At 69.8% G+C, this 17845-nt stretch carries 21 protein-coding genes; 10 read left to right on the forward strand and 11 right to left on the reverse strand.

Annotated elements, in window-relative coordinates; translation table 11 throughout:
* Positions 1-159 precede the first annotated feature (159 nt).
* The 5 genes from AB0L00_RS24245 to dnaA form a co-directional block, all read right to left on the reverse strand.
* Positions 160-651, reverse strand: coding sequence for a DciA family protein (locus tag AB0L00_RS24245; RefSeq protein WP_345366311.1), 492 nt, complete (start codon positions 649-651; stop codon positions 160-162).
* 19 nt (positions 652-670) lie between these two features.
* Positions 671-1798 carry a DNA replication/repair protein RecF gene (gene recF, locus AB0L00_RS24250; RefSeq protein ID WP_364438235.1) on the reverse strand — a complete coding sequence of 376 codons (1128 nt, stop codon included), beginning with the start codon at positions 1796-1798 and terminating at the stop codon, positions 671-673.
* Between the two features lie 253 nt (positions 1799-2051).
* Positions 2052-2972 carry a phosphogluconate dehydrogenase (NAD(+)-dependent, decarboxylating) gene (gnd, locus tag AB0L00_RS24255; RefSeq protein ID WP_364438238.1) on the reverse strand — a complete coding sequence of 307 codons (921 nt, stop codon included), beginning with the start codon at positions 2970-2972 and terminating at the stop codon, positions 2052-2054.
* A 55-nt stretch (positions 2973-3027) separates the two neighbouring features.
* Positions 3028-4149, reverse strand: a complete 1122-nt coding sequence (gene dnaN, locus AB0L00_RS24260) for a DNA polymerase III subunit beta (RefSeq protein WP_345366305.1) — start codon at positions 4147-4149, stop codon at positions 3028-3030.
* Between the two features lie 460 nt (positions 4150-4609).
* Entirely contained in the window at positions 4610-6598 is a 1989-nt protein-coding gene (dnaA, locus tag AB0L00_RS24265; RefSeq protein WP_364438241.1) for a chromosomal replication initiator protein DnaA, read from the reverse strand.
* A gap of 311 nt (positions 6599-6909) precedes the next feature.
* Between dnaA and rpmH the strand changes: the two genes are divergently transcribed.
* The 5 genes from rpmH to AB0L00_RS24290 are packed head-to-tail and all read left to right on the forward strand — an operon-like array spanning position 6910 to position 9310.
* Positions 6910-7047 (forward strand): 50S ribosomal protein L34, encoded by a 138-nt coding sequence (gene rpmH, locus AB0L00_RS24270; RefSeq protein WP_252781307.1) that lies wholly within the window; start codon positions 6910-6912, stop codon positions 7045-7047.
* Between the two features lie 12 nt (positions 7048-7059).
* Positions 7060-7419, forward strand: a complete 360-nt coding sequence (gene rnpA, locus AB0L00_RS24275; RefSeq protein WP_364438243.1) for a ribonuclease P protein component — start codon at positions 7060-7062, stop codon at positions 7417-7419.
* The gene (yidD, locus tag AB0L00_RS24280) at positions 7416-7712 is read left to right on the forward strand and encodes a membrane protein insertion efficiency factor YidD (protein ID WP_345366299.1); all 297 of its coding nucleotides are present in this window, start codon (positions 7416-7418) and stop codon (positions 7710-7712) included. Before rnpA ends, yidD begins: the two co-directional genes overlap by 4 nt.
* Before the next feature lie 10 nt (positions 7713-7722).
* Positions 7723-8766, forward strand: a complete 1044-nt coding sequence (gene yidC / locus AB0L00_RS24285; protein ID WP_364438248.1) for a membrane protein insertase YidC — start codon at positions 7723-7725, stop codon at positions 8764-8766.
* 43 nt (positions 8767-8809) lie between these two features.
* Positions 8810-9310, forward strand: a complete 501-nt coding sequence (locus tag AB0L00_RS24290) for a R3H domain-containing nucleic acid-binding protein (RefSeq protein WP_345366295.1) — start codon at positions 8810-8812, stop codon at positions 9308-9310.
* Between the two features lie 142 nt (positions 9311-9452).
* On the opposite strand, the gene AB0L00_RS24295 is transcribed toward AB0L00_RS24290, so the two are convergent.
* Positions 9453-9782, reverse strand: a complete 330-nt coding sequence (locus tag AB0L00_RS24295; RefSeq protein WP_345366293.1) for a DUF6458 family protein — start codon at positions 9780-9782, stop codon at positions 9453-9455.
* Between the two features lie 361 nt (positions 9783-10143).
* Here AB0L00_RS24295 and rsmG point away from each other — a divergent pair, with 361 nt between their 5' ends.
* Positions 10144-10842: a 16S rRNA (guanine(527)-N(7))-methyltransferase RsmG gene (gene rsmG / locus AB0L00_RS24300; RefSeq protein WP_345366291.1), complete on the forward strand. Its 699-nt coding sequence runs from the start codon at positions 10144-10146 to the stop codon at positions 10840-10842.
* Positions 10843-11042: 200 nt separating this feature from the next.
* On the opposite strand, the gene AB0L00_RS24305 is transcribed toward rsmG, so the two are convergent.
* Positions 11043-11168, reverse strand: a complete 126-nt coding sequence (locus AB0L00_RS24305; protein ID WP_364438252.1) for a hypothetical protein — start codon at positions 11166-11168, stop codon at positions 11043-11045.
* Between the two features lie 166 nt (positions 11169-11334).
* Here AB0L00_RS24305 and AB0L00_RS24310 point away from each other — a divergent pair, with 166 nt between their 5' ends.
* From AB0L00_RS24310 to AB0L00_RS24325, 4 genes are all read left to right on the forward strand, one after another.
* On the forward strand, positions 11335-12189 hold the full coding sequence (locus tag AB0L00_RS24310) for a ParA family protein (protein ID WP_364438255.1): 855 nt from the start codon (positions 11335-11337) through the stop codon (positions 12187-12189).
* A gap of 85 nt (positions 12190-12274) precedes the next feature.
* Positions 12275-13225, forward strand: a complete 951-nt coding sequence (locus tag AB0L00_RS24315) for a ParB/RepB/Spo0J family partition protein (protein WP_364438258.1) — start codon at positions 12275-12277, stop codon at positions 13223-13225.
* A gap of 142 nt (positions 13226-13367) precedes the next feature.
* Positions 13368-13985: a GNAT family N-acetyltransferase gene (locus tag AB0L00_RS24320; RefSeq protein WP_345366283.1), complete on the forward strand. Its 618-nt coding sequence runs from the start codon at positions 13368-13370 to the stop codon at positions 13983-13985.
* 171 nt (positions 13986-14156) lie between these two features.
* Positions 14157-14594: a hypothetical protein gene (locus AB0L00_RS24325; protein ID WP_364438261.1), complete on the forward strand. Its 438-nt coding sequence runs from the start codon at positions 14157-14159 to the stop codon at positions 14592-14594.
* A 33-nt stretch (positions 14595-14627) separates the two neighbouring features.
* Here AB0L00_RS24325 and AB0L00_RS24330 read toward each other — a convergent pair whose 3' ends face one another.
* The 4 genes from AB0L00_RS24330 to sigM all read right to left on the reverse strand — a co-directional run bounded on the left by AB0L00_RS24330 (position 14628) and on the right by sigM (position 17669).
* Complete coding sequence (locus AB0L00_RS24330) at positions 14628-14834, reverse strand: hypothetical protein (RefSeq protein ID WP_364438264.1); 207 nt, start codon at positions 14832-14834, stop codon at positions 14628-14630.
* A 269-nt stretch (positions 14835-15103) separates the two neighbouring features.
* Positions 15104-16084: a thioredoxin-disulfide reductase gene (gene trxB / locus AB0L00_RS24335; RefSeq protein WP_364438267.1), complete on the reverse strand. Its 981-nt coding sequence runs from the start codon at positions 16082-16084 to the stop codon at positions 15104-15106.
* Between the two features lie 200 nt (positions 16085-16284).
* Positions 16285-17043, reverse strand: a complete 759-nt coding sequence (locus AB0L00_RS24340; protein ID WP_364438270.1) for a hypothetical protein — start codon at positions 17041-17043, stop codon at positions 16285-16287.
* Complete coding sequence (gene sigM, locus AB0L00_RS24345) at positions 17040-17669, reverse strand: RNA polymerase sigma factor SigM (protein ID WP_345366275.1); 630 nt, start codon at positions 17667-17669, stop codon at positions 17040-17042. Before sigM ends, AB0L00_RS24340 begins: the two co-directional genes overlap by 4 nt.
* Positions 17670-17845: the final 176 nt, after the last annotated feature.

Genomic DNA, 17845 nt, shown 5'->3' on the forward strand with positions numbered 1-17845 from the left:
CTTGGGCCATGTAGGGCGTTCTCAGCCCGCACAAGCGACGAACAGAGTCGCCCGGAAGTCCCCCTACCGGTCCCGGGGGGTCACGAGGCGTACGGACGACGAAAACGAATCACCCCCGGCCGCGCAAGCCCACGCCCACAGCCTGTGGACAACGGCGCCTCACGGGGTACGGCGGCGGCCGCCGGTCACCCGCAGCCGGCCCGTCCCGCGCGGCCCCGACGAGGGACCGATGACCTTCACCCGCTGGACGGTGCCGTGCCCGAGCTCCTCGTTGAGCCGCTTCACCAGCGGTCCGGACAGCAGGCGCAGCTGCGCCGCCCAGGTGTTCGAGTCGGCCGCCACGACGAGGATCCCGTCCTCGAACGTCTGCGGCTCGGTGTGCTCGGCCAGCTCCGGCCCCACGATCTGCGGCCAGCGCCCGAACACGCCGCCGACCGCGGCGCGCTCCTGCCAGCCGCGTGCCGCGAGGAGCTCCCGGATGGCCGGGCCGAACGCCGTCGGGTCGCCGCCGCGCCGGCCGCCCTCCCGGCCGCCGCGCGGCGCACGCTTCTTCCGCGTCTGCCCGGGCTGGGCGCCGCGCGCCTTCGCGTCGGCCTTGGCCTGCGCGAGGGCCTCCCGGGCCAGCTCGATCCCCGACTTCGGTTTTTCCACAGGCTGTGGATCTTGCTGGTCATCGGACACGGGTGACCTCCCCACTCGCGACCTCGTACGTCGCGCCGCTGAGCCGTTCGGGTACGTCCTCGGGGACCGCCGCGGTGATCAGCACCTGTTCGGCCTGGGCCACCAGATCGGCCAGCCGGGTACGGCGCCCGGAGTCGAGCTCGGCGAAGACGTCGTCCAGGATCAGCACCGGGTCGTCGCCGTCGGCGCGCAGCAGCTCGTACGACGCGAGGCGCAGCGCGAGCGCGAACGACCAGGACTCGCCGTGGCTGGCGTAGCCGCGCGCCGGCAGGTCGCCGAGCTTGAGCAGCAGCTCGTCCCGGTGCGGGCCGACCAGGCTCACCCCCCGCTCGAGCTCGTTCTTGCGCGACTCCGCCATGCCCGCCAACAGGGCCTCGGCGAGTTGTGCACGGTCTGTGGACAACTCTTCCGCCAGGCCGACGGACGCGCGGTACTCCAGGTCGGCCGCGCCGCCGGGGGCCAATGCGGCGTACGCCTTGGCGACCAGCGGGCCGAGCGCCGCGACCAGCTCGAGACGGGCGCCGAGGAGCTCGGCGCCCGTACGCGCCAGGTGGGTGTCCCACACGTCGAGGGTGCTCAGCACCTCCGGACCGGGCGCCCGGCGGTGCTGGGCGGCGGATTTCAACAGGGCGTTGCGCTGCTTGAGGACACGGTCGTAGTCCGAGCGCACCGCCGCGAACCGCGGGGCGCGCACGGTCAGCAGCTCGTCGAGGAACCGGCGGCGCTCCCCGGGATCGCCCTTGACCAGGACCAGGTCCTCGGGCGCGAACAGGACGGTACGCAGCATCCCCAGCACCTCGCGGGGGCGCTGGACGGGCGACCGGTTCAGCCGGGCGCGGTTGGCCCGGCCCGGATTGATCTCCAGCTCGATCAGCGCCTTGCGCTCGTCCCGGACGACCCCGGCTCGTACGATCGCGCGCGGCGCGCCGTGTCTGACCAGCGGCGCGTCCGTGGACACACGATGGCTGCCGTGCAGCGCGACGTAGCCGATCGCCTCGACGAGGTTCGTCTTGCCCTGGCCGTTCGGGCCGAGGAAGGCGCTGATCCCCGGGTCGAGGGCGATCTCCGCGGACTCGTACGACCGGAAGTCCTGCAGCGCGAGGTGGGCGACGTACACCCAGATGAGGGTAGGCCCTGTAGACGCTCCCCGCTGCCCGGCCGCACACCGGCCCCGCCGGGCACGGGTGCGGCCTGGACGACACGGTCGTCCCGGCACCGCGGGGAGACCACGGCCGCTACCAGGGCTCCGGAACCGCCGTCCCCAGAACGGGCCGGATTTTTCCACAACCCTGTGGATGACCGGGACGGATACGCCCCGGAGCACCGGGGCGCGGGGCCGCGCTCGTCCACAGGATGGCGCTGCGGAAGGCTCAGGACTGCGGCGGGGCGACGTCCGCGCCAGGGGAGTCGGCGCCCTTCAACGTCTCCACCGCGTGGCCGCCGAACTGGTTGCGCAGCGCGGCGATCATCTTCATCGCCGGCGAATCGTCCTGCCGCGAGGCGAACCGCGCGAACAGCGACGCGGTGATCACGGGCAGCGGCACCGCGAGGTCCACGGCCGCCTGCACCGTCCACCGGCCCTCGCCGGAGTCCTGTGCATAACCCTTGAGGTGGGCCAGCTCCGGGTCCTCCTTCAGCGCGCGGTCGGCCAGGTCGAGCAGCCAGGACCGGATGACCGTGCCCTCGCGCCAGCTGCGGAAGGTCTCCGGGACGTTGTTGACGACGCCGCTGGCCTCGAGCAGCTCCCAGCCCTCCGCGAAGGCCTGCATCATGCCGTACTCGATGCCGTTGTGGACCATCTTGGCGAAGTGCCCGGCCCCGACGGCGCCCGCGTGCACGAAGCCGTACTCGCCCTCGGGCTTGAGCGCCTCGAAGATCGGCATGAGCTGCTTGACGTTCTCGTCGCCGCCGCCGACCATCAGCGCGTAGCCGTTCTGCAGGCCCCAGACGCCGCCGCTGACGCCGGCGTCGACGAAGCCGATGCCGCGCTCGGCCAGCAGCTCGGCGTGCTTCTGGTCGTCCTGGTAGTGCGAGTTGCCGCCGTCGACCACGACGTCGCCCGCCTCGAGCAGCTCGCCGAGCCGGTCGACCGTCTCCCGGGTCGGGCCGCCGGCGGGGACCATGACCCATACCGCCCGTGGGGCGTTCAGCCGCTGGACGAGCTCCTCCAGCGAGCCGACGTCGCTGACCGCCGGGTCACGGTCATAGCCGACGACCGTGTGCCCGGCCTGCTTGATCCGCTTGGCCATATTGCCGCCCATGCGGCCGAGCCCGATCATCCCGAGTTCCATGAACATCTCCTCAGATGGCGCTCTGTGTCCGTCTGAGCCTAGTTACCCCTGAGATTCAGCTTGACAGCCGGATGGGCATGATCAGATAGCGGTAGTCCGGATCGCCGTCGTCGGCGGGCTTACCGGTGATGACCGCGGGCTTCGTCGAGGTCGTCATGGCCAGCCGGGCGACGTCCGAACCGATCGCGCTGAGGCCGTCGAGCAGGAAGTTCGGGTTGAACGCGATGTCGATGTCCTGACCGTCCAGCGAAGCGCCCAGAACTTCCACAGCCTGTGCATCGTCGCCGCTGCCCGCCTCGAGCACGACCTCGTCCTGCCGGAACGACAGGCGGACGGGGGTGTTCTTCTCCGCGACCAGGCCCACGCGCTTCACGGCCTCGGCGAACGGGCCCGTCTGGATCTCCGCCACGGCCGAGGTCTCCTTCGGCCACAGCGACTGGTACTTCACGAACTCCGCGTCGAGCAGGCGGGTCGTCGTACGGCGGCCGCCGCCCTCGAAGCCGATCATGCCCTCGCCGCTGCCACCGGCCGCCAGCGCGATCGAGACCTCCGCGCCCGAGGTGAGGGACTTGGCGGTGTCGGAGAGCGTCTTGGCGGGCACGAGGGCGACCGCGGAGATGTCGGGCCGCTCCGGCTGCCAGCGGAGCGTACGGACCGCGAGACGGTACCGGTCGGTGGAGGCCAGGGTCACGGTCTCGCCCTCGATCTCCACACGCACACCGGTGAGCATGGGGAGGGTGTCGTCGCGGCCGGCGGCGATCGCGACCTGGGAGACGGCGGCGGCGAACGCGTCGCTGCCGATGGTGCCCGCGGCGGGCGGCATCGCCGGGAGGCTCGGGTAGTCCTCCACAGGCATGGTGAGGAGTGTGAACTTCGCCGAGCCGCACTTCAGCGTGACCTTCGCCCCGTCGGTGGTGATCTCGACGGGGGCGGCGGGCAGGCTGCGGCAGATCTCGGCGAGCAGCCGGCCCGACACCAGCGCGGTGCCCGGCTCGTCGGCGTCGATGTCCATCGTCATCTGCGCCGAGACCTCGTAGTCGAACGAGGACAGCTTCAGTTGGTCGCCGGCCTCGATGAGCATCCCGGCCAGGACCGGCACGGGCGGCCGGACCGGCAACGAGCGCGCGGTCCAGGCAACGGCGTCGGCGAGAACGTCTCTCTCGATGCGGAACTTCACTTTGGACCGTCTCCTGAGGTTTTGATCACCTTGTGTGGTGGAACTTAAGAAACCGTACGGGGCGGGCCGGTGGGCCCGCATGCCCCTCTACTTTTTGACTTTCTTTCTTTGTAGATACAAGGAGAGTCATCGTCATAGGGGCCGTGGATACTGTGGAGAAGCCTAGTCTCCGCAGGTCAGACCCCGTTTTCGTATCCACTGCGGGTGTGCATCACTCCTGTGGATCCAGTGGATGGCTGGGGATGACGAGAATCCATCCCCACCTCGTCCACCGTCCGTCCCCATCTCATCCACCGATTCACCCCTCTGTTCCACAGGGTTGTCCACCGTCATCCATCCACAGGTTTTTCCCCACCCTGTGTACTCCACGATCTCGGGATAACCCCTGTGCATCTCCTGTGGACGCCTGTGGACCGCTGGGGACAAGCGAGGCGCCCGGTGGACGACCGCTGGGGACAACTCACGCCCCACCGTTGCGGGCCTGCTGCTTGATGCGGTTCGTCAGCTCGGTGACCTGGTTGTAGATCGGCCGCTTCTCCGCCATCAGCTTGCGGATCTTCTTCTCCGCGTGCATGACCGTCGTGTGGTCGCGGCCGCCGAACTGCTGTCCGATCTTCGGCAGCGACAGGTCGGTGAGCTCCCGGCACAGGTACATCGCGATCTGCCGGGCGGTCACCAGCACCCGCGAGCGCGACGGCCCGCACAGCTGCTCCATGTCGATCCCGAAGTACGTCGCCGTCTGCGCCATGATCGTCGCTGCGGTGATCTCGGGGCCGCTGTCGTTGGGGATGAGGTCCTTCAGCACGATCTCGGCGAGCTGCAGGTCCACCGACTGGCGGTTCAGGCTGGCGAACGCCGTCACGCGGATCAGCGCCCCCTCCAGCTCCCGGATGTTGGTCGAGATCTTCGAGGCGATGTACTCCAGCACCTCCGGCGGCGCGACCAGGCCCTCCTGCACCGCCTTCTTGCGGAGGATCGCGATGCGGGTCTCCAGCTCGGGCGGCTGCACGTCCGTGATCAACCCCCACTCGAAGCGGTTGCGGAGCCGGTCCTCCAGCGTCACCAACTGCTTGGGCGCGCGGTCGCTGGAGATCACGATCTGCTTGTTCGCGTTGTGGAGGGTGTTGAAGGTGTGGAAGAACTCCTCCTGCGTCTGCTCCTTGTTCTCGAGGAACTGGATGTCGTCGACGAGGAGGATGTCGACGTCCCGGTAGCGACGGCGGAAGTTGTCGGCCTTGCCGTCCCGGATCGCGTTGATGAAGTCGTTGGTGAACTCCTCCGAGCTGACGTACCGCACCCGCGCCCCGTTGAACAGGCTCTGCGCGTAGTGGCCGATGGCGTGCAGCATGTGCGTCTTGCCCAGGCCGGAGTCCCCGTAGATGAACAGCGGGTTGTACGCCTTGGCCGGAGCCTCCGCCACCGCCACGGCCGCCGCGTGCGCGAACCGGTTGGACGAGCCGATGACGAACGTGTCGAAGGTGTACTTCGGGTTCAGCCGCGCGGGCTCGCTCGTCTTCTCGGCCGGGTCCGACGACGGCCGGGACTGCCAGCCGCCACCGGGCACCGAGCCGGGCGTCGGCACGAAGGGGTCGCGCCGGCCCGGAACGTTCGGCAGGCCCTGCTGGTCGGGGCGGCGCTGCTGGTCCTGCGGGTACGGGCCGCCCGGGCCGCCCGGCGCGCCGTACTGGTCGCGGTAGGTCTCGCCGCGATACGGGTCGCCGCCGCCGTACTGCTGCTCCGGGCGGTACCGGTCGGAGCCGTACCGATCACCGCCGTACTGGTCGCCGCCGTACGAGCCGGGCCCTCGGTCTCCGTATCCGCCCGCTCCCGGACCGGGGACGCCCGGGTCTCCGTATCCGCCCGCTCCCGGACCGGGGACGCCCGGGTCTCCGTATCCGCCCGCTCCCGGACCGGCGGCACCCGGGTCGCCGTACCCGCCGATGTTCGGTCCGGCGGGGGCCGGGGCGTTCGAGTCGCCGTACGAGCCCGGGCTCGGGTCACCGTACGGGCCGGGACCTGGGTCACCGTACGAGCCGGGGCCCGGCTCGCCGTACGGGCCGGGGTCGCCGGCCGGTCCGCGCTGCGGCGTGGTGGAGAACCGTGGACCTTCGAGGCGGTAGCCGCCGGGGCCGTGGGACGGCTGCTCGTGATCGGTCTCCGGCTCCGCGGGAACCTGGCGCTCGGCGGACGGCGACGGGTCCGGCTGCACCGTGACCACCACCCGGATCTCCCGGCCGAGCTGGGCGGACAGCACCTCGGTGATGAACGGGTGGAGGCGGTTCTCCAGCACCTCTTTGGCGAACTCGTTCGGCGTCGCGAGCAGCGCCGTATCCTCGACCAGGGCCAGCGGCCGGGTCATGGAGAGCCAGGCGCGATGCTGCGGGGGCAGATCGCCGGGCAGGGCCTCCAGGGCCCTCGTCCACACGAGCGCAAGATCCAGCCCGTCCATATCCTGGTTCCCTCCCTCGAAGCGGCCGGCGCCCCGGTAGTGGGCGTTAGTCCTCCCGCGAAACGTCAGACGAACACTCTCTCACGCGTCATCCACAGGGTTGTCCACAACTTGTGCACAAGCCCCGGCGTCATTGGGGATATGTGTGTTCGGTTTGACCGGAGGGCGGCGCAGAACGTAACGTACGACGGTCGAGTCGCATCGACGGCGGTGCTGCGCGCCCGCAGGTCGCCGGTCCCTCGCATGTCCGCGAGTGACGGCGCCCGATGCGACATCAGCACGTTGACCGCAGCACCCCACTGGAGTCTCGAGTGAGCAAGCGTACGTACCAGCCGAACAACCGTCGCCGGCACAAGAAGCACGGCTTCCGGCTTCGCATGCGCACCCGGGCGGGGCGCGCGATCCTGTCGTCGCGCCGCCGCAAGGGCCGCGCCCAAGTCGCGGTCTGAGTAGCGGCGGCTGTGCTGCCGTCCGGACACCGGATGCGGCGGCGAGAAGAGTTCACCTCGGCCGTTCGGCGCGGCGATCGTGCCGGACGGCCTAATCTCGTTCTGCACCTGCAGTTCCGGGATGACGTCGACGAGCCCGCCCGAATCGGTTTCACCGTCGGCCGCCAGGTCGGTGTCGCGGTGGTCCGCAACAAGGTTCGTCGCAGACTCCGCCATATCGCGCGAGAACACCTGCATCGGCTCGCACCGGGTAGCCTGCTTGTCGTGCGGGCCAACGCGAAGGCGGCGACCGCACGCCACGAGGAACTCGCCGCGGATCTCGACGCGGCACTCGACCGGCTCCTGCGGCGACAGGTCAAGAGGCGGACATGACGGACAAGCCGACGCTCGCGGCTCGGGCCCTGATAGTGCCCATCGTCTTCTATCGTCGGTTCATCAGCCCGCTTCTCGGCCCGGTCTGCCGCTACCAGCCGACCTGCAGCGCCTACGCCCTAGAGGCGCTTCGCACCCACGGCGCCCTCCGCGGAGGCTGGCTCGCGGTGCGTCGCATCGCCCGCTGCCACCCCTTCCACGCCGGCGGATACGACCCTGTCCCGCCGCGGAAGGGCCGAGCACCACAAGACCTCACGCCGCGCGAGAGCGGCACTGTTTCGGAGAGCACATAGGAGCCAGCCGGTGAGTCTCAGCTTCCTCAGTCCGCTGTTCGAGGCCGTAGCGTGGGTGATCGTACAGATCCACGCCGGCCTGAGCCTGATCTTCCCGGCGAACAGCGGATGGGCGTGGGGCCTGTCGATCTTCCTGCTGACCGTCCTCATGCGGGTCGCCCTCTTCCCACTGTTCGTCAAGCAGATCCACGCGTCCCGCAAGATGCAGGAACTGCAGCCGCAGGTGCAGGCGCTGCGCAAGAAGTACAAGAAGGACAAGCAGCGCCTCAACCAGGAGATGATGAAGCTCTATCAGGAGGCGGGTGCCAACCCGCTCTCCGGCTGCCTGCCGCTGGTGGTGCAGTTCCCCATCTTCATCTCGCTGTACAACGTGCTGCGCGCGATCTCCACGACCAAGCCGGGCCAGTCGAAGTACGGCATCTCGGCCGACCTGATCGCCAGCGCCCAGCACGCCCACATCTTCGGCGCGCACATCCCGTCGACGTTCAAGGACGCCTTCTCCAGCGGGCACATCGGCGCGATGGTCGTCACCGGCGCCGCCGTGGTGATCAGCTCGACCACGACGTTCTTCACGATGAAGACCAGCATGGGCCGGTCGATGCAGACGATGACCGCCGACAACCCGATGATGGCGTCACAGAAGTACCTGGTGTACCTCTCGCCGCTGTTCGGCCTCTTCGGCCTCACACTGCCGCTGGGCGTTCTGATCTACTGGGTCACCACCAACTCCTGGACCCTGGCCCAGTCGCACTACGTGTACAAGAAGTACCCGATGCCGACACCCGACGCCCAGGGCAACGGCACCGCCGCCACCGCCAAGCCGGGTGCCAAGCCGGCCGCCGGGGCCAAGGCCGGGACCGCCAAGGCGGGCGCCGCGAAGACCTCCCGTACCGCCGTCAAGAACGGCGCGGCGAAGCCCGCGACCGGCAGCGCGCTCGTGGGTAAGGCGAAGAACAAGGAGGAGGAGGCCGCGGCGGAGGAGCCGGTGGACGACGCGCCGAAGGTCGAACGCCACCAGCCGACACGCCAGTCGCGGAGCAAGAGGAAGCGATAGCGTGACTTCCCAGTCCAGCCGCAGCACGCAAGAGGAGCCCGGAGTGAGCCAAGCCGAAGCCGAGACCGCGGAGACCGTGAAGGTCGACATCAAGGCGCTCGAGCAGGAAGGCGAAATCGCGGCGGATTACATCGAGGGCCTGCTGGACATCGCCGACCTCGACGGCGACATCGACATGGACGTCGAGGGCGAGCGGGCCCTGGTGTCCGTCGTCGGCGCCACGCTGGACGAGCTGGTCGGACGCAAGGGCGAGGTGCTGGAGGCCCTCCAGGAGCTGACCCGCCTGGCGGTGCACCGCCGTACGGGCGAGCGGAGCCGGCTCATGCTCGACGTCGGCGGCTTCCGCGAGCGCCGCCGGTCGGAGCTGTCCAAGCTCGGCACCGAGGTCGGTGAAGAGGTGAAGCGCACCGGCGAGCCGAAGGCCCTGTCGCCGATGACGCCGTTCGAGCGCAAGGTCGTCCACGACACGATCGCCGCCCTGGGGCTGCGCAGCGAGTCGGAGGGCGAGGAGCCCAACCGGTACGTCGTCGTCTACGCCGAATAACGGACGACCGCCGCCGCACGGCCGAGCGGGCACCGACCCGCCGCGCCGACCGTGAGCAGAACGGCCCCGCCACTCAGGGAGTGGCGGGGCCGTTGCTCGTTCTGACGGTGTGGCCGGTCAGCCCACGGCGGATCGTGGCGGCTTATTCCGGCTCATACCTCGTGACGTTGCGACCTCCCGAAACCGGCCGCGGGCGAACCGGCGACTCCGCGCGCTGCGCAGGCTCCTGGACGACGACCGTGGGCCGCTCCTCCTCCCGGGTCACGAAGACCGGATCGTCCTCGACGATCTGCGCGACCTGCCGACGGCGACGCGGACGCGTGTAGGCGAACGTGATGGCCAGCCACGCGGCGCCGACGAACATCAGGATCCATCCGATCATCTGGATGTCGATCCCGCTGACGTGGAAATTGAAGGCGAAGGCGAGGATCGCTCCGATCGCGATGAACGCCAGGCCTGTTCCGATGCCCATCTGAGACGGCTCCTTCCGGGGATGGATCGGCCAGCGGGAGTCGTACCCGACCCACGGGAGATATGCACAGGGCCGAAATTTCCTTGTGGGGAGGGTGGGTCGACCGGTGAAACGCCTGCTCCTCCCGCTATCGGACAGAACGCCCCGATCGTCGTGCGCGGGGTACGGCCACGGGAAGCGCTTTCGCCGCGCTCTTGAACACGGCCATCGAGGGCGGTTCGCGGCCTCCGTCAGGTTCGCGGGTAGGGCCGACGTGGCGGACGCGGGCCCGGTCGCGCGGGTCGGCGTTTCCGGGAGGCCATGCGATGTGGAAGCATTCCATCACTGTGGGGACCCATACCAAGTTTCTGAGCCGCTAGCCATGGCACTACTTCCTGCGCCGTCGATCGCTCGCGAGATCTTCGCCGACGCGCTGCCTTCCGCCGAGAGATACGCCGAGTTCCTCGCCGGTCCCGGAGTCGAACGCGGGCTCATCGGGCCGCGGGAGGTCGATCGCCTGTGGGAGCGGCACCTGCTCAACTGCGCCGTGATGGCGGAGGTGATCCCGGCCGACGCGACCGTCGTCGACATCGGCTCGGGCGCCGGGCTGCCGGGACTCGTGCTGGCCATCGCCCGTCCGGATCTATCGGTGACGCTCCTCGAACCGCTCCTTCGCCGGACCGTGTTCCTGCAGGAGTGCGTCGACCTGCTCGGGCTGCCGAACGTCGAGGTACGCCGTGCCCGGGCGGAGGAGGCCGCCGACGAGTTCGCCGTCGACGTCGTCACGGCGCGCGCGGTGGCGCCGCTGGAGCGGCTGGCGGGCTGGGCGCTGCCTCTGCTGCGGCCGGGCGGTGAGCTGCTGGCGCTGAAGGGTGAGCGCGCGGCGGCGGAACTCGAGCAGGCGAGCGCGATTCTGAGTGAATTCGGCGTTCGCGACGCAGAGGTCCTCCAGGTGGGTCACGGTAAAGTCGAGCCTCCGACGACGATCGTCCGTGTTGTCGCCGGCAAGGCTCCGCAGCCTTCGGGGAGACGGACGAGTTCTCGTCGCGGCGGGCGCCGGCGCGGCGAACGGAAGAGGTGACGAGCCTTGACGACAGCAGAGGGCTTGGGCTGGCCGGACCGCGCGGGAGCGTCTCCACGACAATCGTCGGGACTCGGCTGGCCGGGTGCGTCGGTGGTCGTGCCTCCGTCTACGGCGGTGACCGGGGATCCGGGGCCGCCGGCGGCGCCGACCACGACGGCGGCGTCCTCCGCCGCGTCGTCGGCCGTGGCTCCTCCCACTCAGGCCGGGGCGTCGGTGGCACCGGCCACGGCGCCGCAGGCGGCCCCGGTTCCGGCGGCGGCAGCACCGGCCGCCGCGCCTCCGGAGACGCCGGCCTCGCCGGCGGCGCCTTCCGAGGCGGCCACTGTCTCCGCGTCCGAGGGGCAGGCGGTCCGGGAAGCCGTCACGGAAGCCCCGTCCGCTGCCGATCCTGTCAATGAGACGTCGCAACGTGTCCCGGTCCATGGGGAGTCGAAGTTGGTAAGTGAGGCGCTTAAGTCGGCCGATGTTTCACGTGAAACAGCGCAGCCGATGGTGCGGGCGACTGCGGCCGCGTTCAAGGCGGTTGCCAAGCGGGATGAGAAGGAGTGGCCGAGACCGCCTAAGTGCCGCATCGTCACGATCGCCAATCAGAAGGGCGGCGTCGGCAAGACGACCAGCACGGTGAACTTGGCGGCCGCGTTGGCGATGCACGGCTCACGGGTGCTGGTGATCGACCTCGACCCTCAGGGGAACGCGTCGACCGCACTGGGCGTCGAGCATCACGCGGACATCCCGTCCGTGTATCACGTCATCCTTGAAGGCGGGCCGTTCGAGGACATCGTCGTTCCGGCCGAAGGGCTGCCGAATCTCTACTGCGCGCCGGCCACCTTGCATCTCGCGGGCGCGGAGGTCGACCTCGTACCGATGGTGGCGCGAGAGGGCCGGTTGCGCCGCGCGCTGGAGGCGTACGACACCGGCAAGTTCGACTACGTCCTCATCGACTGCCCGCCGTCGCTCGGCCTGCTCACCGTCAACGCCCTGACGGGCGCCGACGAGCTGCTCATCCCGATCCAGACGGAGTACTACGCCCTGGAGGGGCTCACGCAGCTCCTGCACACGGTGGACCTCGTCAGGCAGCACCTCAACCCGAACCTCGCCGTGTCGACGATCCTCCTGACGATGTACGACGCGCGGACCCGGCTGGCGGCACAGGTCGCGGACGAGGTGCGGAGCCACTTCGGGGAGCTCGTCCTGAGCACGGTCATCCCCCGGAGCGTCCGGGTCTCCGAAGCGCCCAGCTACGGCGAGTCGGTGCTGACCTACGACCCGAGTTCCAGCGGTGCGCTGGCCTACACGGAGGCCGCCCGTGAGATGGCCTACCGGGGCGCGGAGGCCGGCGAATGACGAGCCGCAGGGCACCGGGGCGCGTTAGGGCCTCGGTCGCGATGGGTGACGCTTCACAGGGACGCAGTGCTGAGGAAGGTACGAAGTGAGCCAGCCACGCCGGGGTCTGGGTAAGGGGCTGGGCTCGTTGATCCCGACGGCGCCCGCACAGCCGGCGTCGCCGCCGACCGGGGCCGCCGACTCGGGTTCGCTCGACGGTGCGCCCCAGCCGCAGGCGGTGGCGGGCGCGCACTTCGCCGAGCTGTCGCTCGCGGAGATCACTCCGAACCCGCGGCAGCCACGGAGCACGTTCGACGAAGTGGCGTTGGAGGAGCTCGCCGCCTCGATCAAAATCGTGGGCCTGCTCCAGCCGGTCGTCGTCCGCGAGGTCGGCCCGAACCGCTACGAGCTCATCATGGGCGAGCGGCGGCTACGCGCTTCCAAGCTGGCGGAGCTGGAGAAGATCCCGGCGATCGTCCGGGACACCGGCGACGACGACCTGCTGCGCGACGCCCTCATGGAGAACCTCCACCGCCAGCAGCTCAACGCGCTGGAGGAGGCCGCCGCGTACCGGCAGTTGCTCGACGACTTCGGCGCGACGCACGAGGAGCTGGCCGCCCGGATCGGGCGTTCCCGGCCGCACATCACCAACACCCTGCGGCTGCTGAACCTTCCGCCCGTCGTCCAGCGGCGCGTCGCCGCCGGGGTCCTCAGCGCCGGCCACGCGCGGGCGCTCCTCGGCCTGGAGAGCGCCGAACAGCAGGAGTACCTGGCGAAGCGGATCGTCGAAGAGGGCCTCTCGGTCCGGGCCGTCGAAGAGCTGATCACCCTCGGAGAGGGCGGGGAGACGAAGAAGGCGACCCGGCGCAAGGCGCCGAGTGGGCCGGAGAACCCTCGTATCAGGGAGCTCGCCTCCGAGCTCTCGGAGCTCTACGAGACCAAGGTGCGCGTCGACGTCGGCCAGCGCAAGGGCAAGATCGTGGTGGAGTTCGCCACGCTCGAGGACCTCGAGCGGATCGTCGATGCGATGACGCCGGGCAACCACCCACCCGCATAGCTCCGCTCGGACGGATGGTTTCACGTGAAACACCGGCCATCCGTTCCGGCAGCGGTGGATCGAACCGCAGCTCTAAGCTCCCGCTGAGCGGGAATAGGTCTCGGGGAATGAAGGCGCTCCGCCTAAGAAGGGGGCCTGGCCGGTGTCGCGTCGTCTGGTGAATATCACGCTCGACAATCTTGATGATCTGCCATCGCGGTGTCGCAGCTGCGTGTTCTGGGAGCTCGATCCGGTGAGCAAACAGCGAGCCGAGGACTGCGGTAACACGGAGCTGGAGAAGGAGGCGTGGATCTCCGCCACGCTCCTCGAATGGGGGAGCTGCGGCAAGATCGTGTACGTCGACGGAGTGCCCGCGGGTTACGTCCTGTTCGCGCCGCCGCTGTACGTGCCGCGTTCCGTCGCCTTCCCGACGAGCCCCGCGAGCGCGGACGCCGCTCTGCTGATGACCGCGTACATCCTGCCCGAGTTCCAGGGCGGCGGGCTCGGGCGGATGCTCGTCCAGGGGATGGCCAAGGACCTGACCCGGCGGGGCATCCGGGCGATCGAGGCGTTCGGCGATCTCAAGTGGGAGAAGCCCGGCTGCGTCCTGCCGGCCGAGTACATGCTGGCGGTCGGTTTCAAGACCGTACGGCCGCACCACCGGTTCCCGCGCCTGCGGCTCGAGCTCAAGTCCGCCATTTCCTGGCGGGAGGACGTCGAGGTCGCCCTGGAACGGCTCCTCGGCTCCATGTCCCCGGAAGGCGCCCTCCGACCCGTCTGACGGCGTCTCAGGCCCGCCACCCGCTCCCGACGGCGACGCGAGGGCGGCCCGCCGAGGGACACCCGCGGGGACGGGCTCGGTCGACCGGGAGCTCGCGCGCAGCCGGCCTTCGGCGAGTCCATGACCTAGTGCGGTGACCACATACCTTCACCGGCTGTTTAGTCTCATGGCGTGGCAACGCAGGAGTTGGAGTCCATCGTCGGCGGTCTGCTCGCCCTTCCTTTTCCGCGGAACGAGACGCAACGAGGAGACGGTGCCAGCGGACCGGGCTACCACGTGCGCGTCCTACGGGCCAGCCAGGACTTTTGGGAGGACCGTAGTGAAGAGATCGTCGAAGCGGCCGAGAAAGAGATCGACGCCGCTTTTCAGGCGCTGGTAACGGCGCTGACGGCGCGCTGGGGCGGACCTGAGGCGATCGATCTGGATCCATACCTGTGGAGTGAGGACCCGGTTCCGGAACCGATCAGCTCGTTGTGTCAGCTCAGCGGTGAGATGCTCGTCTGGCGACAGCCGGACGCCACCCGGTGGGTCGCGATCACCGTCGGGCAAGGCGATCCGGAATTTCCCATCGAGTTGCTGGCGGCGGTCGGTGAGGCGCCCATCCCATAGCGCGGTGACCAGAACCGTCCACCGTGGGTGTGATCACGCCGCCTTGGGGCGTGGGCGGCCGATGCCGATGCCGATGCCGACGCCGATGCCGACGCCGATGCCGACGCCGATGCCGACGCCGACGCCGACGCCGACGCCGACGCCGACGCCGACGCCGACGCCGACGCCGACGCCGACGCCGACGCCGACGTCATGATGATCACCGAAGTGCGGATGAGACGGCGGTACGCAAGGCGACACGCCGCCCGATGGCAGATCGACTCGCCTGACAGGGGCCCATGGAGCAGATCGGAGAGCCTGCCCGGCGCCAGATGAGCATGATGGGGCCTGAGAGGGCGCTGAGGCGATCAACCCTCCGGATTGGCCCCATCACACCAGGATGGCGGCGTTCGCCCGCCAGCGGGGCTGTGGCGAGTTTCCGCAGGCTAGGGGCATGAAATGGCGGTGGCCCCGTGCTTTCGCACGGGGCCACCGCCGTCCAGGCCGCGGGAGGCCGGGAAAATCTGGGATCAGGCGCCGATTTTGGGAACGGAGGAGAAATCCTGCGGGGTCAGCTCCGCGAGCCCCTCGTCCTGCAGCCAGCGCTCCGCGTCGATGGCCGCCGCGGCACCGGTGCCCGCCGCGGTGATCGCCTGGCGGTAGCGGTGGTCGACGACGTCGCCGGCTCCGAAGACGCCGGGGATGTTCGTGTGGGTCGTCGGCGCCGCGACGCGGAGGTACCCCTCCTCGTCCAGCTCGAGCTGGTCGGCGAACAGCTCCGTGCGCGGCTCGTGGCCGATCGCGATGAACAGTCCGGACAGCTCGAGGGTGCGCTCCTCGCCGGTGTCCACGTCGCGAAGCCTCACGCCGGTCAGCTTCTCGTCGCCGAGGATCTCGGCGACCTCGCTGTTCCACGCGAACTTGATCTTCTCGTTCGCGAACGCGCGGTCCTGCATGATCCGGCTGGCCCGGAGCTTGTCACGCCGGTGGATGATGGTGACCGACCGGGCGAACCGGGTGAGGAAGATCGCCTCTTCCATGGCGGAGTCGCCGCCGCCGACCACCGCGATGTCCTTGTCGCGGAAGAAGAAGCCGTCGCAGGTGGCGCACCAGGAGACGCCACGGCCCGAGAGCTGCTTCTCCTTCGGCAGGCCGAGCTCGCGGTACTTGGACCCGGTGGCGATCACGACCGCCTTGGCCAGGTGGGTCTCGTCACCGACCTTGACGACCTTGGGCGTGGCCTTCAGGTCGACCTCGGTCACGTCGTCGGCGACCAGCTCGGCGCCGAAGCGCTCCGCCTGCTTGCGCAGGTTGTCCATCAGGTCGGGGCCGACGATGCCGTCGGGGAAGCCCGGGAAGTTCTCCACGTCGGTGGTGTTCATCAGCGCGCCACCGGCGGTCACCGAGCCTTCGAAGACCAGTGGTCTGAGGTCCCCTCGGGCCGCGTAGATCGCTGCGGAGTACCCCGCCGGCCCCGAACCGATGATGATCACGTTCCGGACGTCGCTCACCACAGTGCCTCTCTCTGATCGCGTCCGCGAAGCCGGGCCCGGTCCCGTTCGTCCGGTCGCCTCCGCTCGCAGTGGCCTAAACCGATCCTAGGGCGCGGAGATTCCCGCTCATGCACACGCGCAGGTCATCCCGCGCGTACACGTCGCAGGCCGCACCGCCCGGCGAGCACGAGGGCGATGCGGCCTGCGACGCGCCAGGATCAGCGGGTGATCTGCCGGTGCGCGATCAGGTCCGGGTCATCGGCGGAGCACTTCGCTCCGACGATCCAGACGTCGGCATGCCCGGCATCGGCACCCGGCAGCGCGATCACCGTCGCCGGACGGCCCTCGTAGGCGGCCGAGTCGACGAGCAGCGGGGCCTTCCCGCCGCTCACCCGGCCGACGCAGTCCGCCAACGACCCGGGGGTCACCGCGGTCAGCGCGCGGTCGGCGGTCGACGTGGACAGTGCCGAGGCGACCTGCGACTCGAGCTGGGCCGAGGTGTAGCGGGTCCCGCTCCGTACGGCGGTGAACGGAACGGACCGGGCCGGCCGAGGCTGGGCCCGGGCGCCTCCCGTACGCGGACGAGAGGGATCCTCCACCGGTCGCTGGGAGACCGTCGCGCTGTTGGAGTCGCCGTTCTCCAGGACAGTGCGGGCGATGACCCCCCCACCGCCGACGACCACCACCGCGGCCGCCGCCGCGGCGAGGAACTGAAATCGCCGGGCGTGCCGATGCACCGGCACGTGGGACGCCGCCTCGGCGGCGATCGCCGCGTCGAGGCGCTCGACCAGGTGTGCGGGCATCGGCGGGGTGGGTGCCTCCGCGAGAACGCGGGACACGTCCGCGACCTCAGTGGCCCGATCACGACATTCGGCGCACTCGGTCAGGTGTTGTTCTGCGGATGTGGCCGTGGCATCGTCGAGAATCCCCTCGGCGAGGTCGGCCAGCGCTTCGTAGTCAAGGTGTGCGGCAGTCACGCGGATGTGCCACCTCCTTCCTCCGCAGATTCGACGCCCGAGCCGCGTCCCTGGTTCCGTAGGTGCCCGAGAAGCGGTGCGAGACGGGCGCGGCCGCGTGCGCACCGGCTCTTGATGGTGCCCGGCGGGACCTCCAGGACCCTGGCGGCCTCGTCGACGGCGTACCCCATCATGTCGACCAGTACGAGCGCCGCCCGCTGTTCGAAGGGTATGCGCTGCAGCGCCTCGTTCACGTCGAGCGACAGCTCGTGCGTGGAGGTGGGGTCGGAGTTCTTCGGCGCGACGGAGTCGAGCGTGGCGTCGTCGCCCATCGGCACGACCGGCCGGATGGAGCGCCGGCGTATCCGGTCGAGGCAGGCGTTGACGACGATGCGGTGCAGCCAGGTCGTGACGGCCGCGTCACCGCGGAACCGGCCGGCCGCGCGGTACGCCGACAGGAAGGCGTCCTGGAGGGCGTCAGCGGCCTCCTCGTGGTCGCCGAGTGTGCGGAGCGCGACCGCCCACATGCGGTCGCGGTGCCGCTGTACGAGCTCGGAGAACGCGTACGGGTCGCCATTCGCGTGTCGCGACAGCAGCTCTTTGTCCGGAACGGCCTCGATCGAATGTCCCCCGCGTATGACCGCCATTTTCGTCAGCCCGCTCCGTAACCGGCGACCCCGCCGATGGTGTACCGCCTCGCCCAGCGTGTTCCCCCTGAGTCCCCCTCCCGAATCTGCAACCGTGCCCGGCGTGCATGTGATTCGACGACAAAGGGGGTCCTCAACACGCTCACGATGGTAGCCGCCTCGGTACCGTCACGCCC

This window comes from Actinoallomurus sp. NPDC052308, assembly GCF_040679195.1.
Taxonomy (GTDB): Bacteria; Actinomycetota; Actinomycetes; order Streptosporangiales; family Streptosporangiaceae; genus Actinoallomurus; species Actinoallomurus liliacearum.

Coding starts and splice junctions, on each gene's coding strand:
- gnd (WP_364438238.1), bottom strand. CDS start 2,972: ATGGAACTCGGGATGATCGGGCTCGGCCGCATGGGCGGCAATATGGCC.
- dnaA (WP_364438241.1), bottom strand. CDS start 6,598: ATGGACGGGCTGGATCTTGCGCTCGTGTGGACGAGGGCCCTGGAGGCC.
- yidD (WP_345366299.1), top strand. CDS start 7,416: ATGACGGACAAGCCGACGCTCGCGGCTCGGGCCCTGATAGTGCCCATC.
- AB0L00_RS24295 (WP_345366293.1), bottom strand. CDS start 9,782: ATGGGCATCGGAACAGGCCTGGCGTTCATCGCGATCGGAGCGATCCTC.
- rsmG (WP_345366291.1), top strand. CDS start 10,144: ATGGCACTACTTCCTGCGCCGTCGATCGCTCGCGAGATCTTCGCCGAC.
- AB0L00_RS24310 (WP_364438255.1), top strand. CDS start 11,335: ATGGTGCGGGCGACTGCGGCCGCGTTCAAGGCGGTTGCCAAGCGGGAT.
- sigM (WP_345366275.1), bottom strand. CDS start 17,669: ATGGCGGTCATACGCGGGGGACATTCGATCGAGGCCGTTCCGGACAAA.